We start from the raw sequence: 22,933 nt of genomic DNA on the forward strand, positions 1-22,933 counted from the left end.
CGATGGTCTAACGGGTTGTCCACAAGCGCATTTGCGTAGACCATGGACGCCTTGGTTTTTTGCCTGCCAGAGTTTTTTCCGTGACTACCAATAACGATGCGCGTCCGGCGCCCTTCACCCGCTCGGACTACAAGACACTGGGGCTTGCAGCCCTTGGCGGCGCGCTGGAAATCTACGACTTCATCATTTTCGTATTTTTCGCGCTGACCCTCAGCCAACTGTTCTTTCCGCCAGAAATGCCCGAGTGGCTGCGTCTGCTGCAAAGCTTCGGGATCTTCGTCACCGGCTACCTTGCGCGGCCTCTGGGCGGGATCCTGATGGCGCATTTCGCCGATAAATTGGGACGCAAGAAGGTTTTCAGCCTGAGCATCCTGATGATGGCGTTGCCATGCCTGCTGATCGGGATCATGCCAACCTACGCCCAGATCGGTTATTTCGCTCCAATGCTGTTGTTGGCCCTGAGGGTCCTGCAAGGCGCGGCGGTGGGCGGTGAAGTGCCAAGTGCCTGGGTGTTCGTCGCCGAGCACGCGCCGGTAGGACATCGCGGTTATGCCCTCGGTTTCTTGCAGGCCGGGCTGACCTTCGGTTACCTCATCGGCGCCTTGATCGCGACTTTTCTGGCGCAGGTGTTCACTCCGGCGGAAATCCTTGATTACGCCTGGCGCTACCCGTTTCTCCTGGGCGGTGTGTTTGGCGTCATCGGTGTCTGGCTGCGTCGCTGGCTCAGTGAAACCCCGGTATTCATGGCCATGCAGGCCCAGCGCGAGGCTACTGTCGAACTGCCGCTGTGCACGGTCCTGCGCGAGCACCGCCTGGCTATGCTGCCGGCGATGATTCTCACCTGCGTGCTGACCTCGGCCGTGGTGGTATTCGTGGTCATTACCCCGACCATGATGCAAAAAACCTTCGGCATGACCGCCAGTCATACCTTCGCCCTGAGTGCCTTGGGCATCGTGTTTCTGAACATCGGTTGTGTACTCGCGGGGCTGCTTGTCGATCGCATCGGCGCCTGGCGCACGGTGATGCTGTATAGCCTGCTGCTACCTTTGGGTATCGGCGTGCTCTACACCTGCCTGATCATTGAAGGCCAGTGGATCGGGTTGGCCTATGCAGTGGCAGGCCTCTCTTGCGGGGTAGTCGGCGCGGTGCCGTCGGTGATGGTCAGCCTGTTTCCGGCGCGAATTCGTGTCTCGGGGATTTCCTTTACCTACAACATTGCCTACGCCGCCTGGGCCAGTATCACGCCGCTGTTGTTGATCGGTCTGATGCCGTGGAGTCCATGGATTTGTGTGATTTTCTGCGCAGTGATGGGGGCGGTAGGCGTCAGCAGCGCAGCGTATTTCGGTGCGCGAGTACCGCGAATTGGGCGCCGTTCGGTAGCTGGCGCGGTATAAAGGTGATCGTGTTGCCACTATTTTTGTAGGACAACCCCGAAACACTCTTCAGAAAATATCCCCAAGGCCGATGGTTAGGCGGTATGCAGCTTTTTATCCCTGTCCATCGGTGCTTTCCATGTTCAACAAACGCTTGAAGCAGGAGCTGTCGGCTCTTCGCGAAGAACTCTCCAGCCTTCAGCAAGTCAAGGAGAGCCTGGACAGCGAGATGCTGGCCCTGACTCTTGATTCCGATGGCAAGATTCAATCGGCCAACCAGAACTTCATGAGTGAAATGCTCTACAAGAGCAACGATCTGGTCGGCCGAAACATCGAAGACATCGTCGCGGTTCATGTGAAGTCGGACGAATTTCACCGCCGCTTCAAGACTGCATTGACCCGTGGCGAGCACTTTGCAGGCACGGTTCGTTTACTGCGGGGCAACGGTGCCGAAGCCTGGCTGCGGTCGATCATGCAGCCGGTGCGGTCCTCGGATGGCCGGATCAAAAACTTCTCGATTTACTCCAGCGACCTGACACGCACCATCGAGGCGTCCCGTGAACATGAGAACCTGATCGGCGCACTGGTGCGTTCGACCGCGGTCATCGAGTTCGACCTCAATGGCAATGTGCTGGCGGCTAACGAGCGGTTTCTCAATGGCATGGGTTACAGCCTGGCGCAGATCCAGGGCAAACATCACCGCACCTTCTGTGCGCCAGAGGATTACAACAGCGCCGAGTATCAGAACTTCTGGCGCCGCCTGAACGCTGGCGAGTTCGTGGCTGGTCGCTTCAAGCGCATCGACAGCCACGGTCGCGTGGTCTGGCTGGAGGCTTCCTACAATCCGGTGGTCGATGCCAACAACAAGCTCTACAAAGTGGTGAAATTCGCCACGGTGATTACCGATCAGGTAAATCAGGAGCAGGCCGTCGCCGAAGCGGCCAACATCGCCTACAGCACCTCGTTGCAAACCGACAACAGCGCCCAGCGCGGTACCACGGTTGTGACTCAAGCGGTGGACGTCATGCGAGACTTGGCCAAACACATGCAGACCGCTGGCGAAGGTATCGAAGCGCTGAACGAGCAATCGCTGGTGATCGGCACCATCGTCAAAACCATCAGTGGCATCGCCGAACAAACTAACCTGTTGGCGCTCAACGCGGCCATCGAAGCTGCTCGCGCGGGTGAACAAGGTCGAGGTTTTGCCGTGGTGGCTGATGAAGTCCGGCAACTGGCCTCGCGCACCAGCCAGGCGACCGACGAAATTGTCGGCGTCGTACGCCAGAACCAGGATATGGCGCGCAATGCCGTGGCCCTGATGACCGATGGCAAACTCCAGGCCGAACAGGGGCTGGCGCTGGCGGCGGAGGCGGGCACGGTGATCGTCGAGATCCAGGACGGGGCGCAGAAAGTGGTGAACGCGGTCGGGCAGTTTGCCAATCAGTTATCGACTTGATGCTATCTGTGCGGCATGAATACCCCTAAAAAGGTCAGGCCTGCTTTTGTGGCTTGATCAGACTAGGATTCTTCGCTAACAAAAAAAGGCCTACCTCCCGGTAAGCCTTTTCTTATGCCTGCGTACGACTCAATCCCCCAACGCTTCCCCCTCGCGCCGCGGATCAGCCCCGCCGGCCAACGCCGCTTTGCCCTGCGCATCCTTTACCCGAACAATCGCCTGAGTCCCGCTGGTCATGTCGATCTCGTTCACGTTGTGCCCTTTGTCCTTCAGTGCCTGAATCAGCGCCGGGCTGAATTGCCCCTGTTCCAGTTCGGTCGGGCCGTTGCGGCTGCCGAAGTTGGGCAGGTTGATGGCCGCTTGCGGGTCGAGGTTCCAGTCGAGCAGGCCGATGGTGGATTTGGCCACGTATTCGATGATCTGCGAGCCGCCGGGGGAGCCGACGGTGGCCAGGAACTCGCCGTTCTGACGGTCGAAGATCAGCGTTGGCGCCATGGACGAACGCGGGCGTTTACCCGGTTCAACGCGGTTGGCGACTTTCTGTCCATTCTCTTCGGGGATGAACGAGAAGTCGGTCATCTGGTTGTTGAGCAGAAAACCCTGGACCATCAGGTGCGAGCCAAACGCTGCTTCCACGGTGGTGGTCATGGACACGGCGCCCCCTTCGTCATCGACCGCCACCACTTGCGAGGTAGAGATGCGCAGTGGCGAGCGGTCCGGCGCATAGGCAACCTGAATCCCCGGCGGGGTGCCGGGTTTGGCCAGCCCCATGCTGCGGTCGCCAATCAAGGTGGCGCGGCGGGCCAGATAAGTCGGGTCGATCAGACCTTTTACCGGCACGGGTACGAAGTCGGTGTCAGCGACATACTGCGCTCGGTCGGCGTAAGCCAGGCGCTCGGCTTCGGCGATCAGGTGCACAGCTTCTGGGGCTGGTTCCATGCCCGCCGGTTTGCTGGTCTTGACCGGTTTGAGTGGTGCCAGGGCAAAACGCGGGTCGCGGGATTCCAGCGCCTGCAAGGTGCCGAGAATTTGCGCCACGGCGATCCCGCCCGACGACGGTGGCGGCATGCCGCAGACCTGCCAGCGTTTGTAGTCGGTGCACAGCGGCCCGCGCTCCTTGGCCTTGTAGCCTTGGAGATCGTTCAGCGACAGGCTGCCGGGGTTGGTGTGGCCCTGAACCTTGGCGACGATTTCTTTCGCGATCGCACCTTTGTACAGCGCGTCGGGACCTTCCTTGGCGATGCGCTTGAACACTGCGGCGAGTGCCGGGTTTTTCAGTTGTGTGCCGATGGCTTTCGGGCTGCCATCGGCGTTCAGGAAGTAGGCGGCCATGTCGGGTGAGCGCGGTATGAACGTGTCTGCCGTGATCAATTGATGCAGTCGTGGCGAGATGGCGAAGCCTTGTTCCGCCAGTTTGATGGCGGGCTCGAACAACTTCGCCCACGGCAGGCGACCATGCTTTTGATGGGCCAGCTCCAGTGCCCGCAACACACCCGGCGTCCCCACTGAGCGTCCGCCGATCTGTGCCTGGGTGAACGGCATCGGTTTGCCGTCGGCTTGCAGGAACAGTTTCTCGGTAGCACCGGCCGGAGCGGTTTCGCGACCATCATAGGTGCGCACAGCCTTGCCATCCCACAGGACAATCAACGCTCCACCGCCGATACCCGACGATTGTGGCTCGACCAGTGTCAACACCGCTTGCATGGCAATGGCCGCATCAATCGCCGAGCCGCCCTCGCGCAGCATCTCCCGTCCGGCTTCGGCTGCCAGCGGGTTGGCGGCTGCAGCCATGTGTTTGGAGGCGTGTCGGGTCTGCAGTTCGGTGCGATAACCAGAGGCGATTTCTGGCGCGACCGGCTGGGTTGAGACGGGTGGCGAAGAGGGCGGGGTATTACACGCGACGAGGGTTAAAGCGGTGGCGATCAGCGAAAAGGCTGACAGGCGATAGCGACTCAAGTGGAAGGCTGAGAACACGCGGAGCACTCCGTCCATGGGATAAAAGGTCCGGGGACTTTATCGAGCGAGGGCATGGTGTGCAAATCAGGGTTCTCTCGCCACATTTCTCATGGCATAAAAAAACGGCCTACCTTTAGGTAAGCCGTTTCAAGCATTGGGTGGTACACCGTCATTTGAGCTCGACCGTTAATCTAAAGACTTGCAAGCGCTTTATTTTTTTGAACAATCCAAGTCATACACGTGGGCATTGAGATCATCCAAATGTATCTGGGGGATAATGTCGGCTGGAATTCTTGAGGAATTGGAAAGGTTGTAGACGTGGAATTGATCACTGATTACTTTTCTCGCCACTATTTTGAATGACGGTAAAATCCTGGTGTGAAAATGTTGATCCAGTCCGCAAGGCGAAACTACGGTGTTTTTCTCCTCATAAAATCGACTGACAGCCTGATTCAGGTCAACCCCCACCATCACCACCTTATTGAAACCAGCGTGATAAGCGATTTGCAGAGCCACATAGGCGACAGTGCGTGCGTCGAAAAAACCGCGTTTCAGATTTTTGCTGAAGCCGATACGCCGATTGCGACGCTTAAGAAAATTACGATTTCTTATCAGGTCTTTATCTACACCAATAAGTTCGCCCCAAGAAAGCTTCGGCGCCTTGCTCAGCAAAAACACTTCCCCTTTTGGCGCAACTGATAGTTGCTGAACCTGGTCCTCCCATAAGGCAACTCGCTCACTAAGAAGCAAGGCTTGGGAGAACAGTTCCGGCTGCTGCTCGGAAAAGTTTTTATCGGTACAGGCATAGAAAAAAGGCTTAACGCCAGTTCCGATAAACTTTGAGATTGCCCCATTCATTGTGATCATGGGGACATCTGCGAATTGTTCAGGATGAAAGTCTTTGGCAGACGCTCCCGAGGCTACAATAAAAACAGCGCCTTTATGAATATTGCGACACTCGTCAAAGTCACGAATATTAATCCTAGCGCTCATTCTTGATTAGTCCTGTTGGATCATTTGATGCGATATCGGCACCAAACAATATTTCTGAAACGTGATTTGTGAAGCGTTAAATTGTATCAAGTTATGTCTTGGGCATTTTGCGAATGAGGTTTCATGCTACCGGTGCAAGGTTCAGTGTGCCATTACGGCTTTTCATATGGCAAAAAATCATCCTGATACCGTCGAAACTCCGCGGTGGGAGGATGGTGGTGGATGTCCTGAATTTCGCCTGAAAAAAAACGACATATCTGCGACGAATCTTCATGCGTTCGGGCCATGGGGGGGGGAAGCAAAACGAATGCCCCAGACACAAGAAAGCCCGCACTAGGCGGGCTTCTTGTGTGGTTTATAGACTTCAGTAGATGTCTGTAAACCGGTACTTGGTGGCTACACAGGGACTTGAACCCCGGACCCCAGCATTATGAATGCTATGCTCTAACCAACTGAGCTATGTAGCCAAGTGGCGCGCATTATTCACCTGGAACGAAGATGCGTCAAGCGTAAATTTAAAATATTTCTCCACACTTTCAACCGCTTATCCCGCTGACCCGAAAAATCGGGTCAGGAGAGGGCGTCAACCGAGCTGAAATCTCCCGGTATTCTCACTCAAGGCCTTGCTGCCTTGGCTCAAGGTGTCTGCGGCCAGGTTCACCGCCCGTGCGCCTTCAAGTAAGCGTACCGCGGCCTGATCGACTTGCTGGATGTTGCCGCTGACTTCATCAGCGGTGCTCGCTTGCTCTTCGACAGCGGTGGCGATCTGCGCCAGGGTGTCGGTGACACTCTGTACCGCGCTGGCGATTTCCCCCAGGCGCTCGCCAAGACCGGTGACGGCTTGCGCATCCGATTGGGCCTGGCCGCAGGCGGCTTCCATCAGGCTTACCGCTTCATTCACGGTGCTGCGCAAGCTGTCGACGGTGCCGGCGATTTGCGCGGTGGAGGACTGCGTGCGTTGCGACAGACTGCGCACTTCATCGGCCACCACGGCAAAGCCACGACCTTGCTCGCCGGCCCGTGCGGCCTCGATGGCGGCGTTGAGGGCCAGCAGGTTGGTCTGCTCGGCGACGCCGCGAATGGTATCGACCACCAATTGAATCTGCTGCCCCTGCTCGCTGACCCGTCCCAGTGCCGCCGCAGTGTCGTTCAAACGCTGATTGAGCTGCTGAATACTCGCTGTTGTGCGTTGGCTGTCACGGCTGCTGTCGGCGGCGATGCGCTGGGTGTGCTGCGCGCTGCCTGAGGCCTGTTCGCAACTCTGGGCGACCCCTTGAGAGGTCGCGGCTAATTGCGTGGCCGCAGCGGCGATCTGGCTGATTTGCAACTGCTGAGCTTCGACTTCCCCAAGGGCGCCACTCGAGTGATGGTTGAGGGTGCGCACCGCGTTGCTCAGCTGCAAGGTCTCATGATCGACCCCCAGCAGGCTGTTACGCAGTTGCACCACTGCGACATTCAAGGCGGTGCTGATAGCAGCCAGTTCGTCGCGGCCCTGCACCGGTACTTGCAGGCTCAGGTTGCCGTCACGCAACGCTTCGGCCAGTAGCGTGATGCCGCTGGCGCTGCGACGGATCGAGGCCTGCAAGCAGATGAACAGGTACAACGCAGCCAGTAGCAGGCAGCCAAAAACTGTCGCCACCAGGATGAATTGGCGGATGGCCGAGCCGTGGTAATAATCCAGCCGCTGATCCAGCGAAACCAACGATTGCTGGCGCAGCGAGGCGAGGTCGCCGAGGAGGGCGTCGAGACTGCGTTCAAAGTCTTGCGGCTTGAGGTTGATGCTGCCGCCGAAGACACCCTCGTCCAGCACTTTCAAACCGGCGTCCAGGTGCTTGAGACTGTCGTGGTATTGCCCGGCCCAGGTTTTCAGGGCGCTGGGCAGGCGTGCTTCCAGCAGGCCTGCCGTTTTAACAAGCTGCTCCCGGGCATCGCCGATGCGACTGCGCAAGTCCCGCAGTTGCAGGCGGCTTTGCAGGGTGAACTGCCCGGATACTACTGAGGCCTGACCGACGGCGGCGAGACGCCCGACCCGTTCGATCAGATCTGGCGCGTGTTGAGTGGAGATTTGCGTCAGCAGCCAGGTTTCCAGCCACGGGGCGAGGGTCAGGCGACTGTCCATGGCGATTTGTTCGCGCAAGGCTTGCAGAGCACTCAAGGCATTGGTGAAGCGATCGTAACCGTCCGGCCACCAACCGACGCTGCTCAGGCTTTTCGAGTCCAGGCCGGTGAGGGCGCTTTGCAGGGCTTGATAGCGGGTGAGGGTTTGACCCTCGGCGCCTTCGGTTTTCAGGGAATTGCCCAGGTCCGTGGTGGCTTGGGCGACAGCCGGCTGAACTGCGTCGAACGCTGCCATCGCCGCGATGGTTGCGGGTGTCGGCTGGCGATTGGTTTCGGTGGCGCGCCAACGAGCGGCGCGGTCACGTTGGGCGGTGAGCAGATTGTCGAGCGCATCCAGGGCGAGCAATTGACGAACCCCGGCGCGTTCGCCGGAGATCAGGTTCAACTTGTCACGATAATCCTGACCGGTCATCCACAGACTGCCCGCCAGTGGCAGGATAAACAGCAGAAACAGCAGCTGAAATTTGCGCGCGAAGCCGAAGCGCCCCAGTAGCCCGATCCCCGGTGATAAAAAAGCCTGCATGCCCCATGACTCCTCTGGACACCACGCACCATTGGCGTGCGTCGAAGTCATTGCGACCGCGACTCGTGCCCTTCTAAAAGGCCTCGAAAGTTCACCCTTGGTCCGCTCTGTAGGCCGACTCTGTAGCGAAACTTCCCATTCTCGGTTCCCTTTGTAAGGGGCCGCGTTGAAGCGGATAAACAAGGCAAGATTCAGACCATGGCTTTGCGCTATCACCTTATTTTTTGAAGTCGTTAGCAGGCTAAGGGGATGGCGCACCTGCACCGAAAAATGGCACATTGACCGGCCTGCCAGTGCGCACCCATCCGCAGTACGGAAACTCTCATGGCTATCAGCAACGCTCAGTCCGCCGCCACGTCGGCGCCCGCCACTTCACAAAGCAGCCCGCTGGTCATGCGCATCATCGGCGCGGTGGCGCTGGCGCATTTGATCAACGACCTGATTCAGGCGGTATTGCCGTCGATCTATCCGATGCTCAAGGCCAGCTATGGCCTGACCTTCACCCAGATCGGTCTGATCACCCTGACCTTTCAACTGACGGCCTCGCTGTTGCAGCCATGGGTCGGTTATCACACTGATCGTCACCCCAAACCCTGGCTGTTGCCGGCCGGTACCGTCTGTACATTGATCGGCATTCTGATGATGTCTGTGGTCGGAAGTTTTCCGATGATTCTGCTGGCGGCGGGGTTGATCGGTGTCGGCTCATCGACCTTTCACCCGGAAGCTTCTCGTGTGGCGCGACTGGCCTCGGGGGGGCGTTTCGGCTTGGCACAGTCGACGTTTCAGGTCGGCGGTAATGCGGGTTCGGCTTTCGGGCCGTTGCTGGCGGCGGCGATCATCATTCCCTACGGTCAGGGTCATGTGGCCTGGTTCGGATTGTTCGCGCTGTTTGCGCTGTTCGTGCTGTACCGGATCAGTCGTTGGTACGCCAACCACCTGAACCTGTTCAAGCTCAAACAAGGTCAGGCAGCGACTCACGGCTTGTCGAAACGACGGGTGATCAGCGCACTGGTGGTACTCGGGTTGCTGGTGTTCTCCAAGTATTTCTACATGGCCAGCCTCACCAGTTACTTCACGTTCTACCTGATTGAAAAATTCGACCTGTCGGTGGCCAGTTCGCAGTTGCACCTGTTCCTGTTTCTAGGTGCGGTAGCGGCGGGGACCTTCTTCGGCGGGCCGATCGGCGACAAGATCGGGCGCAAGGCGGTGATCTGGTTCTCGATCCTGGGCGTCGCACCGTTCACCCTGATGCTGCCCCACGTCGATCTGTTCTGGACCAGTGTGTTGAGCGTAGTGATCGGTTTCATCCTCGCCTCGGCGTTCTCGGCCATCGTGGTATATGCGCAAGAGCTGGTGCCGGGGAATGTCGGGATGATTGCTGGCGTGTTCTTCGGCCTGATGTTCGGCTTCGGCGGGATTGGCGCGGCGTTGCTCGGGTATCTGGCGGATGTCCACGGCATTGAGTACGTGTACTTCCTGTGTTCGTTCCTGCCGTTGCTTGGTGTGCTGGCGATCTTCCTGCCGCGAACCAAAAAAGTCTGACCCGTACCGAACGGTATAGAGATTTGTAGTATTAAAGCGCGCCTGCAGCCGTGATTGCCGTTTGCGCAAATCACTATCCTGATGGAAACTTCGCGCCTTTCTGGACTCGATAAGGATGCGAGCAGTGGAGTTTGACAGGAATCAATTTATCGCCAATCACGGCATTGTCTTCAGCGTCACCCGTTTCAGCGTCACCCCCAGTGACCGGGGTGGCCTCAGGACGCTCCATTTCGGGGAAGCGAAATCGGCCCATTTTGAGGTCAGCAGTTTGCTGGTCGAGCTGTATGACAAGATGCTCGCCAAAGATCTGCCCTGCGTGATGATGGTAGGTATCTCCAACCCGCTGACCCGCAAGCAGGGTGACCTGCTCAACGACCAGCGCATGAGTATTGCCAACATGACCGCCGGGATCTTTACGGCGGCTGGCTCTAAAGTGCCGGTTATTGGTCTCGCTGCCGGACCGGCGGCAGGCTATTTTGGCCGAGAGTTGGTGAAGAGCAAGTTACCGGCCTATCACGCTGGCGATGTCATCGTCAGTCTGGACGCTCAAGTCAGCGGCGGTATCGGACCGCAGCGCTCGGTGTCTTCCATGATCATCAAGTCCCAAGGGGCATAGGCCCATGAGTCTCTACAGTCAGTATGCGTTGGCCGGTCTGGGGATTGTGCTGCTGTACACTTGCATAAGGAGCTACGTACTCAGGAAATGGCTGGGTGTTGCTCTGGTCGGTTTGGGCTTTGGTGTGATATTTGTGCTGCCGCCCTACATTGGCAGCATCGATGTCGGGATCTTTGCAATCGCGATAGTGGGGGCGGGGGCTTCGATGTTCTTCAATCGGAGTAAGTACCGAGTGTGAACATAACGGTGGCAGCGCCTGAAAAAGGAGCCGCCGTAGCCTTTGTTGTGCTGGTTTTATACGCGAAAAAAGAGGCACAAAAAAGCCGCGTCTAAACGCGGCTTTTTCTTGAGCGGGTGTTTTACACGTTGAAACGGAAGTGCATCACGTCACCGTCTTTAACGATGTAGTCCTTGCCTTCCAGGCGCCATTTACCAGCTTCTTTGGCGCCGGCTTCGCCCTTGTACTGAATGAAGTCTTCGTAGGCGATGACTTCGGCGCGGATGAAGCCTTTTTCGAAGTCGGTGTGGATCACGCCGGCGGCTTGTGGCGCGGTAGCACCGACGCGGACGGTCCAGGCGCGGACTTCTTCGACACCGGCGGTGAAGTAGGTCTGCAGATGCAGCATTTCGTAGCCGGCGCGGATTACGCGGTTCAGGCCAGGTTCTTCGAGGCCCAGGGCTTCGAGGAACATGTCTTTCTCTTCACCGTCTTCCAGTTCGGCGATTTCGGCTTCGATCTTGTTGCAGACCGGAACCACCATGGCGCCTTCTTCTTCGGCGATGGCTTTGACGATGTCCAGCAGCGGGTTGTTCTCGAAACCGTCTTCAGCGACGTTGGCGATGTACATGACCGGCTTGGTGGTCAACAGGTGGAAGCCCTTGATCACCGCTTTGTCGTCGGCGCCCATGTTCTTCATCAGCGTGCGCGCAGGCTTGCCGAGGGTGAAGTGGGCGATCAGTTGCTCAAGCAGGGCTTTCTGGACGACGGCGTCCTTGTCACCACCCTTGGCGTTACGAGCGACTTTCTGCAGTTGCTTCTCGCAGCTGTCGAGGTCGGCGAAGATCAGTTCCAGGTCGATGATCTCGATGTCGCGTTTCGGGTCAACGCTGTTGGAGACGTGAATCACGTTCTCGTCTTCGAAGCAGCGGACCACGTGAGCGATGGCATCGGTCTCGCGGATGTTGGCGAGGAATTTGTTGCCCAGGCCTTCACCTTTCGAGGCGCCGGCAACCAGGCCAGCGATGTCGACGAATTCCATGGTGGTCGGCAGGATGCGCTTTGGATTGACGATGGCTGCCAGGGCTTCCAGACGCGGATCCGGCATCGGCACGATACCGGTGTTCGGCTCGATGGTGCAGAAGGGGAAGTTCTCGGCCGCGATCCCGGATTTGGTCAGGGCGTTGAACAGGGTGGACTTGCCGACGTTAGGCAGGCCGACGATGCCGCAATTGAATCCCATGGTGTTTTCCCCGAGGAGTAGAGTCAGGCCTTCTGGCTGTGCAGGTTTTTCATCGCGCGGTTCCATTCACCGGCGAGGATATCCGGCAGCACGCCGAGGGCAAAGTCGATGCTGGCATCGAGTTTTTCCTGTTCGGCGCGTGGCGCACGACCCAGGACGAAATTTGAAACCATACTGGCAACGCCCGGGTGGCCAATGCCAAGCCGCAAGCGGTGAAAGGTATTCTGATTGCCCAGTTGCGCGATGATGTCGCGCAACCCGTTGTGACCGCCATGGCCGCCGCCCTGTTTGAGCTTGGCAACGCCCGGAGGCAGATCGAGTTCGTCATGCGCCACCAGGATTTCTTCAGGCTTGATGCGGAAGAAGCCGGCAAGTGCCGCGACGGCTTGGCCGCTGCGGTTCATGTAGGTGGTGGGAATCAGCAGACGGACATCCTGACCCTGATGCGAATAGCGCCCGGTCAGGCCGAAATACTTGCGATCGGCCACAAGGTTGACACCTTGCGCGTGCGCGATGCGCTCAACAAAAAGGGCCCCTGCGTTATGCCGGGTCTGTTCGTATTCAGCGCCTGGATTTCCCAGGCCAACGATCAGTTTGATGGCGGTCACGATAGGGGCCCTTCCTTGGAGTGGTGGATAACATCGCCGCAATCAGGGTGTGCGGCGAAAGTGGACGACAAGTGCTCATTTACCATTATGTAAACTCCGCGTTCTCGCCCGCTTTCTCGCTACGCTCTAGTCCGCGATGTTTCCGGTCACTCCGGCGAACAGAGTGAAATTACTCTGCTGCGCCTTCAGTAGCTTCTGGAGCAACACGTGGAGCGTGAACGTTGGCAACAGCCAGGTCGTTACCGTGAGCCAGAGCAACAAACTCAACGCCTTTAGGGGCTTTGAGGTCGGACAGGTGAATGATCGAGCCGACTTCGGCGTTAGCCAGGTCAACTTCGATGAATTCAGGCAGGTCTTTCGGCAGGCACGAAACTTCGATTTCAGAAACAACGTGCGAGATTTCGCCGCCTTTCTTGATCGGAGCAGCTTCGCCAACGAAGTGTACAGGCACGATAGCGGTCAGTTTCTGGCCAGCTACTACGCGTACGAAGTCAGCGTGCAGCACGTGGCCTTTGGCCGGGTGACGCTGCAGAGCCTTGATGATTACGTTTTGCTTGGTGCCGCCAACGTTCAGCTCGATGATGTGGCTGTAAGCCGCTTCGTTTTCGAGCAGTTTGGCAACTTCTTTAGCCAGCATGCTGATGGATTCAGGGGCTTTTTCGCCACCGTAAACTACAGCTGGAACCAAGCTTGCGAGACGACGCAGGCGGCGGCTCGCACCTTTCCCCAGGTCGGAACGCACTTCAGCATTCAGAGTAAAATCGTTCATGTTGTATCTCCAAAATAACCACATTCGCCCCAGCGTTTGCGACCAGCGCTAAAGGCGATATGGGCAAAAAAGCCCCGCCCCGACAGGAATGCCGGGGCGGGGCGCTTTTCGTCAACGAGATGTAATGAAAAGGGCAGGGCCCTTAACGGAACATCGCGCTGATCGATTCTTCATTGCTGATGCGGCGAACCGCCTCGGCAACTACCGGTGCGATATCCAGTTGGCGGATGCGCGCACAGGCTTGTGCTGCAGCGGACAGCGGGATGGTATTTGTTACCACCAGCTCGTCCAGCACGGAATTTTCAATGTTTTCGATCGCCCGACCCGACAGCACAGGGTGCGTGCAGTAGGCGAAAACCTTGGCAGCGCCATGCTCTTTCAGGGCCTTGGCCGCGTGGCACAGAGTGCCGGCGGTATCGACCATGTCATCGACCAGAATACAGGTACGCCCTTCGACATCACCGATGATATGCATCACTTCAGAGTGATTGGCTTTCTCACGGCGTTTGTCGATGATCCCGAGATCCACGCCCAAGGATTTGGCAACAGCCCGTGCACGCACGACGCCACCAATGTCCGGGGACACGATCATCAGGTTTTCGAAGCGCTGATCTTCAATATCATCCACCAGTACCGGGGAGCCGTAGATGTTATCTACCGGAATATCGAAGAAACCCTGAATCTGGTCAGCATGCAGATCAACCGTGAGAACACGGTCGATGCCGACTACGGTAAGCATGTCAGCAACGACTTTCGCGCTGATAGCCACACGTGCGGAACGCGGACGGCGATCCTGACGGGCATAACCAAAGTAAGGAATAACAGCAGTGATACGAGTAGCCGAGGAGCGGCGGAAGGCATCAGCCATCACTACCAGTTCCATCAGGTTATCGTTGGTCGGAGCGCAAGTCGGCTGAATAATGAAGACGTCTTTACCGCGAACGTTTTCATTGATCTCGGCGGTAATTTCGCCGTCGGAGAACTTACCGACAGAGATGTCACCGAGAGGGATATGCAGCTGACGTACAACACGCCGAGCCAGATCGGGGTTAGCGTTCCCCGTAAAGACCATCATCTTGGACACGCGCAGTACCTGAAGGCTGAGGGTAACCTGGATGAGTATAGGAAAATGGCAGGGGCGGCTGGATTCGAACCAACGCATGGCAGGATCAAAACCTGCTGCCTTACCGCTTGGCGACGCCCCTGTATCTGTTGCAACGAGTACCCAGTACTCGATTCCTTTTAGAGCAGACTTTGCAGCTTGCGATGCAACATCGAAACGTTGCTTCCTTTTGCTACAAACCCTGTAAGGGTCTCTGTCAGAAGGGCCGAGACTTTATCAGCTTCAGCTTTGCTTGGGAAGCCCCCAAACACACAACTTCCAGTTCCGGTGAGTTTTGCTTCGGTAAATTTACCTAACAAATTCAATGCGTTACGTACATCTGGATAACGCCTTGCTACCACCGGCAAGCAGTCATTTCGACTGTTTCCCTTGGGAACGGGGCGCACTTTAATGGGAGGAGTGTTACGTGTCAACAGTGGATCTGAAAAAATTTCTGCTGTACTTACAGATACTTGCGGCACCAGCACGAGATACCACGGTTCTTCGGGCTCTACAGGGGTGAGTTTCTCCCCTACGCCCTCGGCGAAAGCCGCGTGGCCACGAACGAAAACCGGGACGTCGGCGCCAAGCGTAAGGCCCAGTGCGGCCAGCCGATCTTCATCCCAACCCAGTTGCCAAAGATGATTGAGGCCCAGCAATGTGGTCGCCGCATTCGAACTGCCGCCACCGATTCCACCGCCCATGGGCAGGATTTTTTCGATCCAGATGTCGACACCCAGCGAACAGCCGGATTGCTCCTGAAGTTTTTTTGCGGCTTTGACGATCAGGTTACTGTCGTGAGGGACGTCGGCGAATTCGGTGTGCAACCGAATCACGCCATCGTCGCGAACGGCGAAGGTGATTTCATCGCCGTAATCGAGGAACTGAAAAATCGTCTGCAACTCGTGGTAGCCGTCTTCACGGCGACCGAGGATGTGCAGCATCAGGTTGAGCTTGGCGGGCGAGGGCAATGTCAGGCGCGGTGCAGTCATGTTCACTGCCCCAGTTTGCGTGGTTGCCATTCCTTGATCACCAGCGTGACATCAAGGTCGGTGCCGTGCAGTTTGATCCGCTCGGGCAGCCAGTAGCCGTTTTGCTCGGCATAACTGAGGTATTCGACCTGCCAGCCATCCTGTTCGAGATTGGCCAGGCGGCTGTCGACGTCGAGGGTCAGGCGACTTTTGCTGTCCGGGGCCGGGAGCCCGCGAACCCACCAAGCCAGATGGGATACCGGCAATTTCCAGCCCAGTTGTTCTTCAACCAGGGCTTCCGGTGTCTGTGCGTCATAGCGGCCCTGATTGGCCACTTCCAGCGAGACTTTGCCCGGGCGACCGGTCAAGCGTGCTGCACCACGACCCAGCGGGCCGGAGAGACGGATGTCGTAGTAATCCTGGCGTTGCAGCCAGAACAGCGTGCCGCTACCCGAATCTTTTGGCGCGCGGATGCCGATTTTGCCGTTGATCTGCCAGCCGTCGAGGCCGGTCAGTTGCTGTTTGTGCTCGCGCCATTGGGCCTTGTTGCCTTGACCCTGGACCGATTCGCGGGCAACGAAGCCCGCGCAACCGGCGAGCAGGGCGATGAAGCTGAAAACGATGATGTGGCGCAAAAACATAACTTAAAGAGTCTCTGATCCGGTCAGGCGCTTGATGGTGCCGCGCAGGGTAGGGCTGTCGGGCTGTTCCTTGAGGAACTTGCTCCAGATTTGCTTGGCTTCGCGTTGTTTACCGTTGGCCCACAGCACTTCGCCCAGGTGAGCGGCGACTTCCTGATCGGGGAAGCGCTCCAGCGCCTGGCGCAAATACCGCTCGGCTTCATCGAGGTTACCCAGGCGGAAATTGACCCATCCGAGGCTGTCGAGGACTGCCGGGTCTTCCGGGTTGATCTGGTGCGCCTGTTCGATCAAGGCCTTGGCTTCGGCGTAGCGTGTGGTGCGGTCGGACAGGGTGTAGCCGAGGGCGTTCAACGCCATCGCATTGTTCGGGTCGCGCTTGATGATCAGTCGCAGATCTTTTTCCATCTGCGCCAGGTCATTGCGTTTTTCTGCCAGCATGGCCCGGGTATACAGCAGATTCAGATCATCGGGGTATTGCTGCAGCGCCTGCTGCAAGACTTTCCAGGCCTTGTCGCCCTGTTTGTTGGCAGACAAGGTTTCGGCTTCGATCAGGTACAACTGGATCGCGTAATCGGGTTGCTCGCCGCGTTCGGCTGCCAGACGGCTTTGGGCTTCGGCGGTCTTGCCGTTGCTCATCAGAATATCGGCCTGACGCAATTGCGCCGGCAGGTAATCGTTGCCCGCCCCGACCTGAGCGTATTCGATCAATGCGCCCTGCGGGTCGTTACGCTCTTCAGCAATGCGCCCCAGGTTCAGGTGTGCCGAGTCGACATGGCTTTCCCGAGCGATCAAATCTTCCAGGTAGCCTTTGGCCTCGTTCCACGCCTTGGCTTCCAGGCAGACCAGGGCCAGGGAATAACGCAGTTCGTCGTCTTCGGGGTATTGCTGCACCAGGCTCGAAAACTCGGCCTTGGCATCTTCCATGCGGTCCTGCTCAACCAGCATGCGCGCGTAAGTCAGGCGCAGGCGTTTGTCGTCCGGGTATTTCTTGATGCTTTTTTGCAGCAGTGGCAGGGCTTCATCGCCACGGTTGAGCCCTTGCAGCAGGCGCGCGCGCAGGAGGATCGGGGCTATTTCGCCCTCGTCCGGCGGGTTGTCTTCGAGCAGGGTCAGGGCGCCCTTGGTATCGCCGTCCTGTTGCAGCAGCAAGGCCTTGCCGAAAATCAGCTGGTTATTGTGCGGATGGCGCTGCAACAGGCGATCAAAACCCTTCATCAGACCGTTGCGGGTTTCCTGGTCGGTATCGGCCGCGGACAGGGCGAGGAAGTCGAAATGTGTGTCGCCTTTGCCTTGCAGGACCTTCTCCATATAGACCATGGAGTCGTCGTAACGCCCGGCGCGGGCAAGTTGCACGGCAGCCGCCCGTTGCGCTTCGAGATCGTCCGGGGCGTTTTTGGCCCAGACCAGTGCGGTGTCGAGGGCGGCCTGATCGGCACCCAGATACTCGGCAATGCGAAATGCCCGCTCGGAGATGCCCGGATCCTGGGTGTTGATGGCTTGGGTCACGTAGTTGTCCAGGGCAATGTCGTAACGATTGCGCTGGCCAGCCAGTTCGGCGCTCAACAGGCTGAAGACGGTTTCTTCACTGAACGAGCTGTAAACCTTGGGCTTTTCAGGAGCCGGAGTGCTGTCTTCGACCGGCGGCGTACCGTCCGACGAAACGGGTGCCAAGGCCTGGCAGCCGCTGAGGAAGACAAAAGCGAGGAGCAACGCGGAAGATCTATTCATATAGGAAAAGGACGACTAACCTGCGGTCGGATCATCATGACACAAGCCTTCAGCCAAACATAACCGCCCGGCCAATTTACCCGCGCGGGCAATCCCCGTCGGCCCGGCGCCCTTGTAAACGAGAACGGATCGCAGCCTTCGGCACCTCTTGCATGAGCGATAGATATCGAGTGGTTGTTCTGGCTCTGTCGAAGTAGGACAATTGTCGGCTTCACGTCACCATCAGCGACCTTGAATGGCCTTCCTTGCACTCGGTATTAACCACAAGACTGCTTCAGTAGACGTCCGCGAGCGCGTGGCCTTTACCCCTGAGCAGCTGGTTGAGGCCTTGCAGCAGCTCTGCCGACTCACCGACAGCCGCGAAGCTGCGATCCTCTCCACCTGCAATCGCAGTGAACTGTATATAGAACAGGATCACCTTTCGGCTGACGTCATATTGCGCTGGCTGGCCGATTATCATCATTTGAGCCTCGATGAGCTGCGCGCGAGCGCTTATGTGCATGAGGATGATGCGGCAGTTCGTCACATGATGCGGGTTGCCTCCGGGCTCGATTCGCTGGTGTTGGGTGAACCGCAGATTCTTGGTCAGATGAAGTCGGCCTACGCTGTGGCTCGCGAGGCTGGCACCATCGGTCCGCTGCTCGGGCGGCTGTTCCAGGCCACGTTCAATGCGGCCAAACAGGTGCGAACCGACACCGCCATCGGCGAAAACCCGGTATCCGTGGCGTTTGCCGCGGTCAGCCTGGCGAAACAGATTTTCAGTGATTTGCAACGCAGCCAAGCTTTGTTGATTGGCGCCGGCGAGACCATCACCCTGGTCGCCCGCCATCTGCATGAGCTGGGTGTGAAGCGAATCGTGGTCGCCAACCGCACCCTGGAGCGTGCGAGCATTCTGGCTGAACAGTTCGGCGCCCACGCCGTGCTGCTCTCGGACATCCCGGCAGAACTGGTGCGCAGCGACATCGTCATCAGTTCCACCGCCAGCCAGTTGCCGATTCTCGGTAAAGGCGCGGTGGAAAGTGCCTTGAAATTGCGCAAGCACAAGCCGATTTTCATGGTGGATATCGCCGTTCCTCGGGATATCGAACCGGAAGTCGGCGAGTTGGACGACGTATACCTATATAGCGTCGACGATCTCCACGAAGTGGTCGCCGAAAACCTCAAGAGCCGTCAGGGCGCAGCTCAAGCCGCCGAAGAGATGGTGTCGATCGGTGCCGAAGATTTCATGGTTCGCCTGCGCGAACTGGCGGCGGTGGATGTGCTCAAGGCCTATCGTCAACAAAGCGAGCGCATGCGCGACGAAGAATTGCAGAAAGCCCAGCGCATGCTCGCCAATGGCAGCAGCGCCGAAGACGTGCTGGTGCAACTGGCCCGCGGGCTGACCAACAAACTCTTGCATGCCCCAAGCGTGCAATTGAAAAAGCTCTCTGCCGAAGGCCGCCTCGATGCGCTGGCCATGGCCCAGGAACTCTTTGCCCTCGGTGAGGGCTCATCGGATAGCTTTTCGGATAAGAAACCGCAATGAAAGCGTCACTGCTCAATAAGCTGGACATCCTCCAGGACCGTTTCGAGGAATTGACCGCCCTGCTTGGCGACGGCGAGGTCATTTCCGATCAAAACAAGTTCCGCACCTATTCCAAGGAATACGCGGAAGTCGAGCCGATCGTGGGCACCTATAAACAGCTGCTTAAAGTGCAGGGTGACCTCGAAGGCGCTCAGGCGCTGCTCAAGGACAGCGACCCGGACATGCGCGAAATGGCCGTGGAAGAGGTCCGCGAAGCCAAAGAGCAGCTGATCGAAATCGAAGCCCAACTGCAACGTATGCTGCTGCCCAAAGATCCCAACGACGGGCGCAACGTATTCCTCGAAATCCGTGCCGGCACTGGCGGTGACGAAGCAGCGATTTTCTCCGGCGATCTATTCCGCATGTATTCGCGTTACGCCGAGCGGCGTGGCTGGCGGGTAGAGATTCTCTCGGAGAACGAAGGTGAACACGGCGGCTATAAAGAAGTCATTGCCCGGGTCGAAGGCGAGAACGTTTACGGCAAGCTGAAGTTCGAGTCCGGTGCGCACCGCGTACAGCGGGTTCCGGCCACTGAATCCCAGGGCCGCATCCACACGTCAGCCTGCACCGTGGCCGTGTTGCCCGAGCCGGACGAGCAGGAAGCGATCGAGATCAACCCGGCGGATCTGCGGGTCGACACCTATCGCTCCTCCGGTGCCGGTGGTCAGCACGTCAACAAGACCGATTCGGCGATTCGTATCACACACTTGCCGTCCGGTATTGTCGTCGAGTGCCAGGAAGAACGTTCCCAGCACAAGAACCGTGCCCGGGCGATGTCCTGGCTGTCGGCCAAGCTTAACGATCAGCAGACCAGCGCCGCCGCGAACGCAATCGCTAGCGAGCGTAAATTGCTGGTAGGTTCCGGTGACCGTTCCGAGCGTATTCGCACCTATAACTTTGCCCAGGGCCGGGTCACCGACCACCGGGTCAACCTGACGCTGTATTCGCTCGACGAAATCCTCGCCGGTGGCGTGGATGCGGTGATCGAACCGCTGCTGGCCGAGTACCAGGCCGACCAATTGGCAGCGATAGGTGAGTAAATGACGATCATTGCCAGTTTGTTGCGCGCCGCTGATTTGCCCGACTCGCCCACCGCGCGTCTGGATGCCGAATTGCTGCTGGCGGCTGCCTTGGGCAAGTCCCGCAGTTTTCTGCACACCTGGCCTGAACGTATCGTCCCGAGCGAAGCAGCACTGAAGTTTGCCGAGTATCTGCAGCGCCGCCGTAGCGGTGAGCCGGTGGCCTACATTCTGGGGCAGCAAGGCTTCTGGAAACTCGACCTGGAAGTCGCGCCCCACACGCTGATTCCGCGTCCCGACACCGAATTGCTGGTAGAGACCGCGCTGGAACTGTTGCCGGCCACACAGGCCTTGGTGCTCGATTTGGGCACCGGCAGTGGCGCCATCGCCCTGGCCTTGGCCAGCGAACGTCCGGCCTGGAAAGTCACCGCCGTGGATCGCGTGCTGGAAGCCGTGGCCCTGGCCGAGCGCAATCGCCAGCGGCTGCACCTGAACAACGCCACAGTGCTGAGTAGCCATTGGTTCAGCGCTTTGGAAGGCCAACGTTTTCAATTGATCATCAGCAATCCGCCCTACATTGCTTCGACCGATCCGCATCTGGCGGAGGGCGACGTGCGCTTCGAACCGGCCAGTGCCCTGGTGGCCGGCGTCGATGGGCTCGACGATTTGCGTCTGATCGTCGATCAGGCACCGGATCATCTTGAGGCGGGTGGCTGGTTGATGCTCGAACATGGTTATGATCAAGCCGAGGCCGTGCGCGATTTGCTGCTGACCCGCGGCTTTGAAGAGGTCCATAGCCGCACCGATCTGGGCGGTCACGAACGCATCAGTCTGGGGCGCTTGCCGTGCTGAATGATCAGGAATTACTACGCTATAGCCGGCAGATTCTGCTGCAACACGTCGACATCGACGGCCAGTTACGGCTCAAAGAAAGCCGCGTGCTGATTGTCGGCCTCGGCGGTCTCGGCTCACCGGTTGCGCTGTACCTGGCGGCGGCCGGTGTCGGTGAGTTGCATCTGGCGGACTTCGACACGGTTGACCTGACCAATCTGCAACGCCAGATCGTTCACGACACCGACAGCGTAGGCCTGAGCAAGGTCGATTCGACGATCCGTCGCCTGACCGCAATCAATCCTGAGATTCAGCTGATTGCCCATCGTACAGCCCTGGATGAAGATTCCCTGGCGGCGGCCGTTGCGGCGGTGGATCTGGTGCTGGACTGTTCCGATAATTTTTCCACCCGCGAAGCGGTCAACGCCGCGTGTGTGGCTGCGCGTAAACCGCTGGTCAGCGGTGCGGCGATTCGGCTGGAAGGGCAATTGTCGGTCTTCGACTCCCGTCGTCTGGAAAGCCCGTGCTACCACTGTTTGTACGGGCACGGCAGCGAAGCCGAGCTGACCTGCAGCGAGGCCGGCGTACTCGGTCCGCTGGTGGGCCTGGTCGGCAGTCTGCAAGCCCTCGAAGCGCTGAAATTGCTGGTGGGGTTCGGCGAACCGCTGGTGGGGCGCCTGTTATTGATCGATGCCTTGGGCACGCGCTTCCGTGAATTGCGGGTCAAGCGTGATCCGGGCTGCAGCGTCTGCGGGTCAAGCCATGCGTGAAGCGCCGATTGCTGTATTCGATTCCGGCGTCGGTGGACTCTCCGTTCTGGCCGAGATCCAGCAGTTGCTGCCCAACGAGTCTCTTTTGTACCTCGGCGATTGCGGGAATATTCCCTACGGTGAGAAATCACCGGCATTCATCAGTCAGCGTTGCAGTGTCATGGCGCAGTTCTTTCAGCAGCAGGGCGCCAAGGCGCTGGTGCTCGCTTGCAACACCGCGACCGTTGCAGGTGTTGCGGATTTGCGGCGCGATTTCCCCGAGTGGCCCATCGTCGGCATGGAGCCGGCGGTCAAACCGGCTGCAGCGGCGACGCGCAGCGGTGTGGTTGGCGTACTCGCCACCACCGGCACTTTACAGAGTGCCAAGTTCGCCGCCTTGCTCGACCGTTTCGCCGCCGATGTGCGAGTCATCACTCAGCCATGCCCCGGGTTGGTGGAGCTGATTGAAAATGGCGATTTGCACAGCGAGACATTGCGTCAGTTGCTGCAAGGGTATGTCGATCCGCTGCTGGCTGAAGGTGCAGACACGATCATTCTTGGCTGCACGCATTATCCCTTTCTAAAGCCGCTGCTTAAACAGATGATCCCCCAGAACATCAGCCTGATCGATACCGGTGCCGCTGTGGCACGGCAGCTTCAACGATTGTTGGCCGAGCGTGAGTTGCTGGCCGAGGGACCTGCTGGTGCAACCCGGTTTTGGACAAGTGCGGACCCTGAGCATTTCAGAAATATCTTGCCGGTTTTGTGGCATTCGACCGGTGTTGTGCAAAGCTTCGACTTGTAGATAAAAAATGTGAAGAAACGAATAATTGGGCTGAACTTCTGATCAAGCGTCTACTTCTATAGCTTTGTCTGTTGGGCAGTATAAAAACCATACGAAATTGTTCGGAAAA

At 58.2% G+C, this 22,933-nt stretch carries 19 protein-coding genes, 2 tRNA genes and 2 pseudogenes; 11 read left to right on the forward strand and 12 right to left on the reverse strand.

The genetic code is table 11. From position 1 onward, the window contains the following. Positions 1-80: 80 nt before the first annotated feature. The 3 genes and pseudogenes from F6R97_RS19340 to F6R97_RS29650 form a co-directional block, all read left to right on the forward strand. Complete coding sequence (locus tag F6R97_RS19340) at positions 81-1,394, forward strand: MFS transporter (RefSeq protein WP_038981560.1); 1,314 nt, start codon at positions 81-83, stop codon at positions 1,392-1,394. 208 nt (positions 1,395-1,602) lie between these two features. After that, a pseudogene (locus tag F6R97_RS29645) lies at positions 1,603-2,289 on the forward strand (PAS domain-containing protein); the annotation flags it as partial. A 108-nt stretch (positions 2,290-2,397) separates the two neighbouring features. After that, positions 2,398-2,829, forward strand: a pseudogene (locus tag F6R97_RS29650) (methyl-accepting chemotaxis protein); the annotation flags it as partial. A 129-nt stretch (positions 2,830-2,958) separates the two neighbouring features. Here F6R97_RS29650 and ggt read toward each other — a convergent pair. The 4 genes from ggt to F6R97_RS19365 form a co-directional block, all read right to left on the reverse strand. After that, positions 2,959-4,803, reverse strand: coding sequence for a gamma-glutamyltransferase (gene ggt, locus F6R97_RS19350; protein ID WP_315866945.1), 1,845 nt, complete (start codon positions 4,801-4,803; stop codon positions 2,959-2,961). 192 nt (positions 4,804-4,995) lie between these two features. Further along, on the reverse strand, positions 4,996-5,778 hold the full coding sequence (locus F6R97_RS19355) for an LPS biosynthesis protein (protein WP_038981563.1): 783 nt from the start codon (positions 5,776-5,778) through the stop codon (positions 4,996-4,998). A 390-nt stretch (positions 5,779-6,168) separates the two neighbouring features. After that, positions 6,169-6,245 (reverse strand) — tRNA-Met (locus tag F6R97_RS19360). Positions 6,246-6,361: 116 nt separating this feature from the next. Then, positions 6,362-8,419 carry a methyl-accepting chemotaxis protein gene (locus tag F6R97_RS19365; protein WP_315866946.1) on the reverse strand — a complete coding sequence of 686 codons (2,058 nt, stop codon included), beginning with the start codon at positions 8,417-8,419 and terminating at the stop codon, positions 6,362-6,364. Positions 8,420-8,743: 324 nt separating this feature from the next. Between F6R97_RS19365 and F6R97_RS19370 the strand changes: the two genes are divergently transcribed. The 3 genes from F6R97_RS19370 (at position 8,744) to F6R97_RS19380 (ending at position 10,815) form a co-directional block, all read left to right on the forward strand. Further along, positions 8,744-9,961, forward strand: coding sequence for an MFS transporter (locus F6R97_RS19370; protein WP_038981565.1), 1,218 nt, complete (start codon positions 8,744-8,746; stop codon positions 9,959-9,961). Positions 9,962-10,085: 124 nt separating this feature from the next. After that, positions 10,086-10,577 (forward strand): hypothetical protein, encoded by a 492-nt coding sequence (locus F6R97_RS19375; RefSeq protein WP_038981566.1) that lies wholly within the window; start codon positions 10,086-10,088, stop codon positions 10,575-10,577. A 4-nt stretch (positions 10,578-10,581) separates the two neighbouring features. Beyond that, positions 10,582-10,815 (forward strand): hypothetical protein, encoded by a 234-nt coding sequence (locus F6R97_RS19380; protein ID WP_038981567.1) that lies wholly within the window; start codon positions 10,582-10,584, stop codon positions 10,813-10,815. A 121-nt stretch (positions 10,816-10,936) separates the two neighbouring features. On the opposite strand, the gene ychF is transcribed toward F6R97_RS19380, so the two are convergent. From ychF to F6R97_RS19420, 8 genes are all read right to left on the reverse strand, one after another. After that, a complete protein-coding gene (gene ychF / locus F6R97_RS19385) occupies positions 10,937-12,037 on the reverse strand; it encodes a redox-regulated ATPase YchF (protein ID WP_315866947.1) in 1,101 nt (366 codons plus the stop codon). Positions 12,038-12,060: 23 nt separating this feature from the next. Then, on the reverse strand, positions 12,061-12,645 hold the full coding sequence (gene pth / locus F6R97_RS19390) for an aminoacyl-tRNA hydrolase (protein ID WP_007905795.1): 585 nt from the start codon (positions 12,643-12,645) through the stop codon (positions 12,061-12,063). A 169-nt stretch (positions 12,646-12,814) separates the two neighbouring features. Continuing rightward, entirely contained in the window at positions 12,815-13,414 is a 600-nt protein-coding gene (locus tag F6R97_RS19395; protein WP_038978385.1) for a 50S ribosomal protein L25/general stress protein Ctc, read from the reverse strand. Between the two features lie 142 nt (positions 13,415-13,556). After that, positions 13,557-14,498, reverse strand: coding sequence for a ribose-phosphate pyrophosphokinase (locus tag F6R97_RS19400; protein ID WP_003171603.1), 942 nt, complete (start codon positions 14,496-14,498; stop codon positions 13,557-13,559). Between the two features lie 46 nt (positions 14,499-14,544). After that, positions 14,545-14,619: transfer RNA gene (locus F6R97_RS19405), tRNA-Gln, on the reverse strand. 37 nt (positions 14,620-14,656) lie between these two features. Beyond that, a complete protein-coding gene (gene ispE, locus F6R97_RS19410; RefSeq protein WP_038981569.1) occupies positions 14,657-15,508 on the reverse strand; it encodes a 4-(cytidine 5'-diphospho)-2-C-methyl-D-erythritol kinase in 852 nt (283 codons plus the stop codon). Positions 15,509-15,510: 2 nt separating this feature from the next. Next, positions 15,511-16,128 carry a lipoprotein insertase outer membrane protein LolB gene (lolB, locus tag F6R97_RS19415; protein WP_217858851.1) on the reverse strand — a complete coding sequence of 206 codons (618 nt, stop codon included), beginning with the start codon at positions 16,126-16,128 and terminating at the stop codon, positions 15,511-15,513. 3 nt (positions 16,129-16,131) lie between these two features. Continuing rightward, positions 16,132-17,856 (reverse strand): tetratricopeptide repeat protein, encoded by a 1,725-nt coding sequence (locus F6R97_RS19420; protein ID WP_315866948.1) that lies wholly within the window; start codon positions 17,854-17,856, stop codon positions 16,132-16,134. Positions 17,857-18,091: 235 nt separating this feature from the next. On the opposite strand from F6R97_RS19420, the gene hemA reads away from it, so the two are divergent. From hemA to murI, 5 genes are read left to right on the forward strand one after another with little or no spacing between them, the layout of a single operon-like run. Beyond that, entirely contained in the window at positions 18,092-19,381 is a 1,290-nt protein-coding gene (gene hemA, locus F6R97_RS19425; RefSeq protein ID WP_052965803.1) for a glutamyl-tRNA reductase, read from the forward strand. After that, entirely contained in the window at positions 19,378-20,460 is a 1,083-nt protein-coding gene (gene prfA, locus F6R97_RS19430; protein WP_095051167.1) for a peptide chain release factor 1, read from the forward strand. Before hemA ends, prfA begins: the two co-directional genes overlap by 4 nt. Next, positions 20,461-21,291, forward strand: coding sequence for a peptide chain release factor N(5)-glutamine methyltransferase (prmC, locus tag F6R97_RS19435; RefSeq protein ID WP_038981578.1), 831 nt, complete (start codon positions 20,461-20,463; stop codon positions 21,289-21,291). Then, complete coding sequence (locus tag F6R97_RS19440) at positions 21,285-22,040, forward strand: molybdopterin-synthase adenylyltransferase MoeB (protein WP_315866949.1); 756 nt, start codon at positions 21,285-21,287, stop codon at positions 22,038-22,040. Before prmC ends, F6R97_RS19440 begins: the two co-directional genes overlap by 7 nt. Beyond that, positions 22,033-22,824 carry a glutamate racemase gene (murI, locus tag F6R97_RS19445; RefSeq protein WP_038981581.1) on the forward strand — a complete coding sequence of 264 codons (792 nt, stop codon included), beginning with the start codon at positions 22,033-22,035 and terminating at the stop codon, positions 22,822-22,824. Before F6R97_RS19440 ends, murI begins: the two co-directional genes overlap by 8 nt. Positions 22,825-22,933: the final 109 nt, after the last annotated feature.

The sequence above is a fragment of the Pseudomonas sp. JV414 genome, assembly GCF_032424305.1.
GTDB classification, from domain to species: Bacteria; Pseudomonadota; Gammaproteobacteria; order Pseudomonadales; family Pseudomonadaceae; genus Aquipseudomonas; species Aquipseudomonas lini.

What these genes read in the sequence shown, in the direction of transcription:
- F6R97_RS19355 (WP_038981563.1), bottom strand. Translation starts at nt 5,778, where the DNA reads ATGAGCGCTAGGATTAATATTCGTGACTTTGACGAGTGTCGCAATATT.
- F6R97_RS19365 (WP_315866946.1), bottom strand. Translation starts at nt 8,419, where the DNA reads ATGCAGGCTTTTTTATCACCGGGGATCGGGCTACTGGGGCGCTTCGGC.
- F6R97_RS19370 (WP_038981565.1), top strand. Translation starts at nt 8,744, where the DNA reads ATGGCTATCAGCAACGCTCAGTCCGCCGCCACGTCGGCGCCCGCCACT.
- F6R97_RS19380 (WP_038981567.1), top strand. Translation starts at nt 10,582, where the DNA reads ATGAGTCTCTACAGTCAGTATGCGTTGGCCGGTCTGGGGATTGTGCTG.
- ychF (WP_315866947.1), bottom strand. Translation starts at nt 12,037, where the DNA reads ATGGGATTCAATTGCGGCATCGTCGGCCTGCCTAACGTCGGCAAGTCC.
- F6R97_RS19395 (WP_038978385.1), bottom strand. Translation starts at nt 13,414, where the DNA reads ATGAACGATTTTACTCTGAATGCTGAAGTGCGTTCCGACCTGGGGAAA.
- ispE (WP_038981569.1), bottom strand. Translation starts at nt 15,508, where the DNA reads ATGACTGCACCGCGCCTGACATTGCCCTCGCCCGCCAAGCTCAACCTG.
- lolB (WP_217858851.1), bottom strand. Translation starts at nt 16,128, where the DNA reads ATGTTTTTGCGCCACATCATCGTTTTCAGCTTCATCGCCCTGCTCGCC.
- F6R97_RS19420 (WP_315866948.1), bottom strand. Translation starts at nt 17,856, where the DNA reads ATGAATAGATCTTCCGCGTTGCTCCTCGCTTTTGTCTTCCTCAGCGGC.
- hemA (WP_052965803.1), top strand. Translation starts at nt 18,092, where the DNA reads ATGGCCTTCCTTGCACTCGGTATTAACCACAAGACTGCTTCAGTAGAC.
- prfA (WP_095051167.1), top strand. Translation starts at nt 19,378, where the DNA reads ATGAAAGCGTCACTGCTCAATAAGCTGGACATCCTCCAGGACCGTTTC.
- prmC (WP_038981578.1), top strand. Translation starts at nt 20,461, where the DNA reads ATGACGATCATTGCCAGTTTGTTGCGCGCCGCTGATTTGCCCGACTCG.
- murI (WP_038981581.1), top strand. Translation starts at nt 22,033, where the DNA reads ATGCGTGAAGCGCCGATTGCTGTATTCGATTCCGGCGTCGGTGGACTC.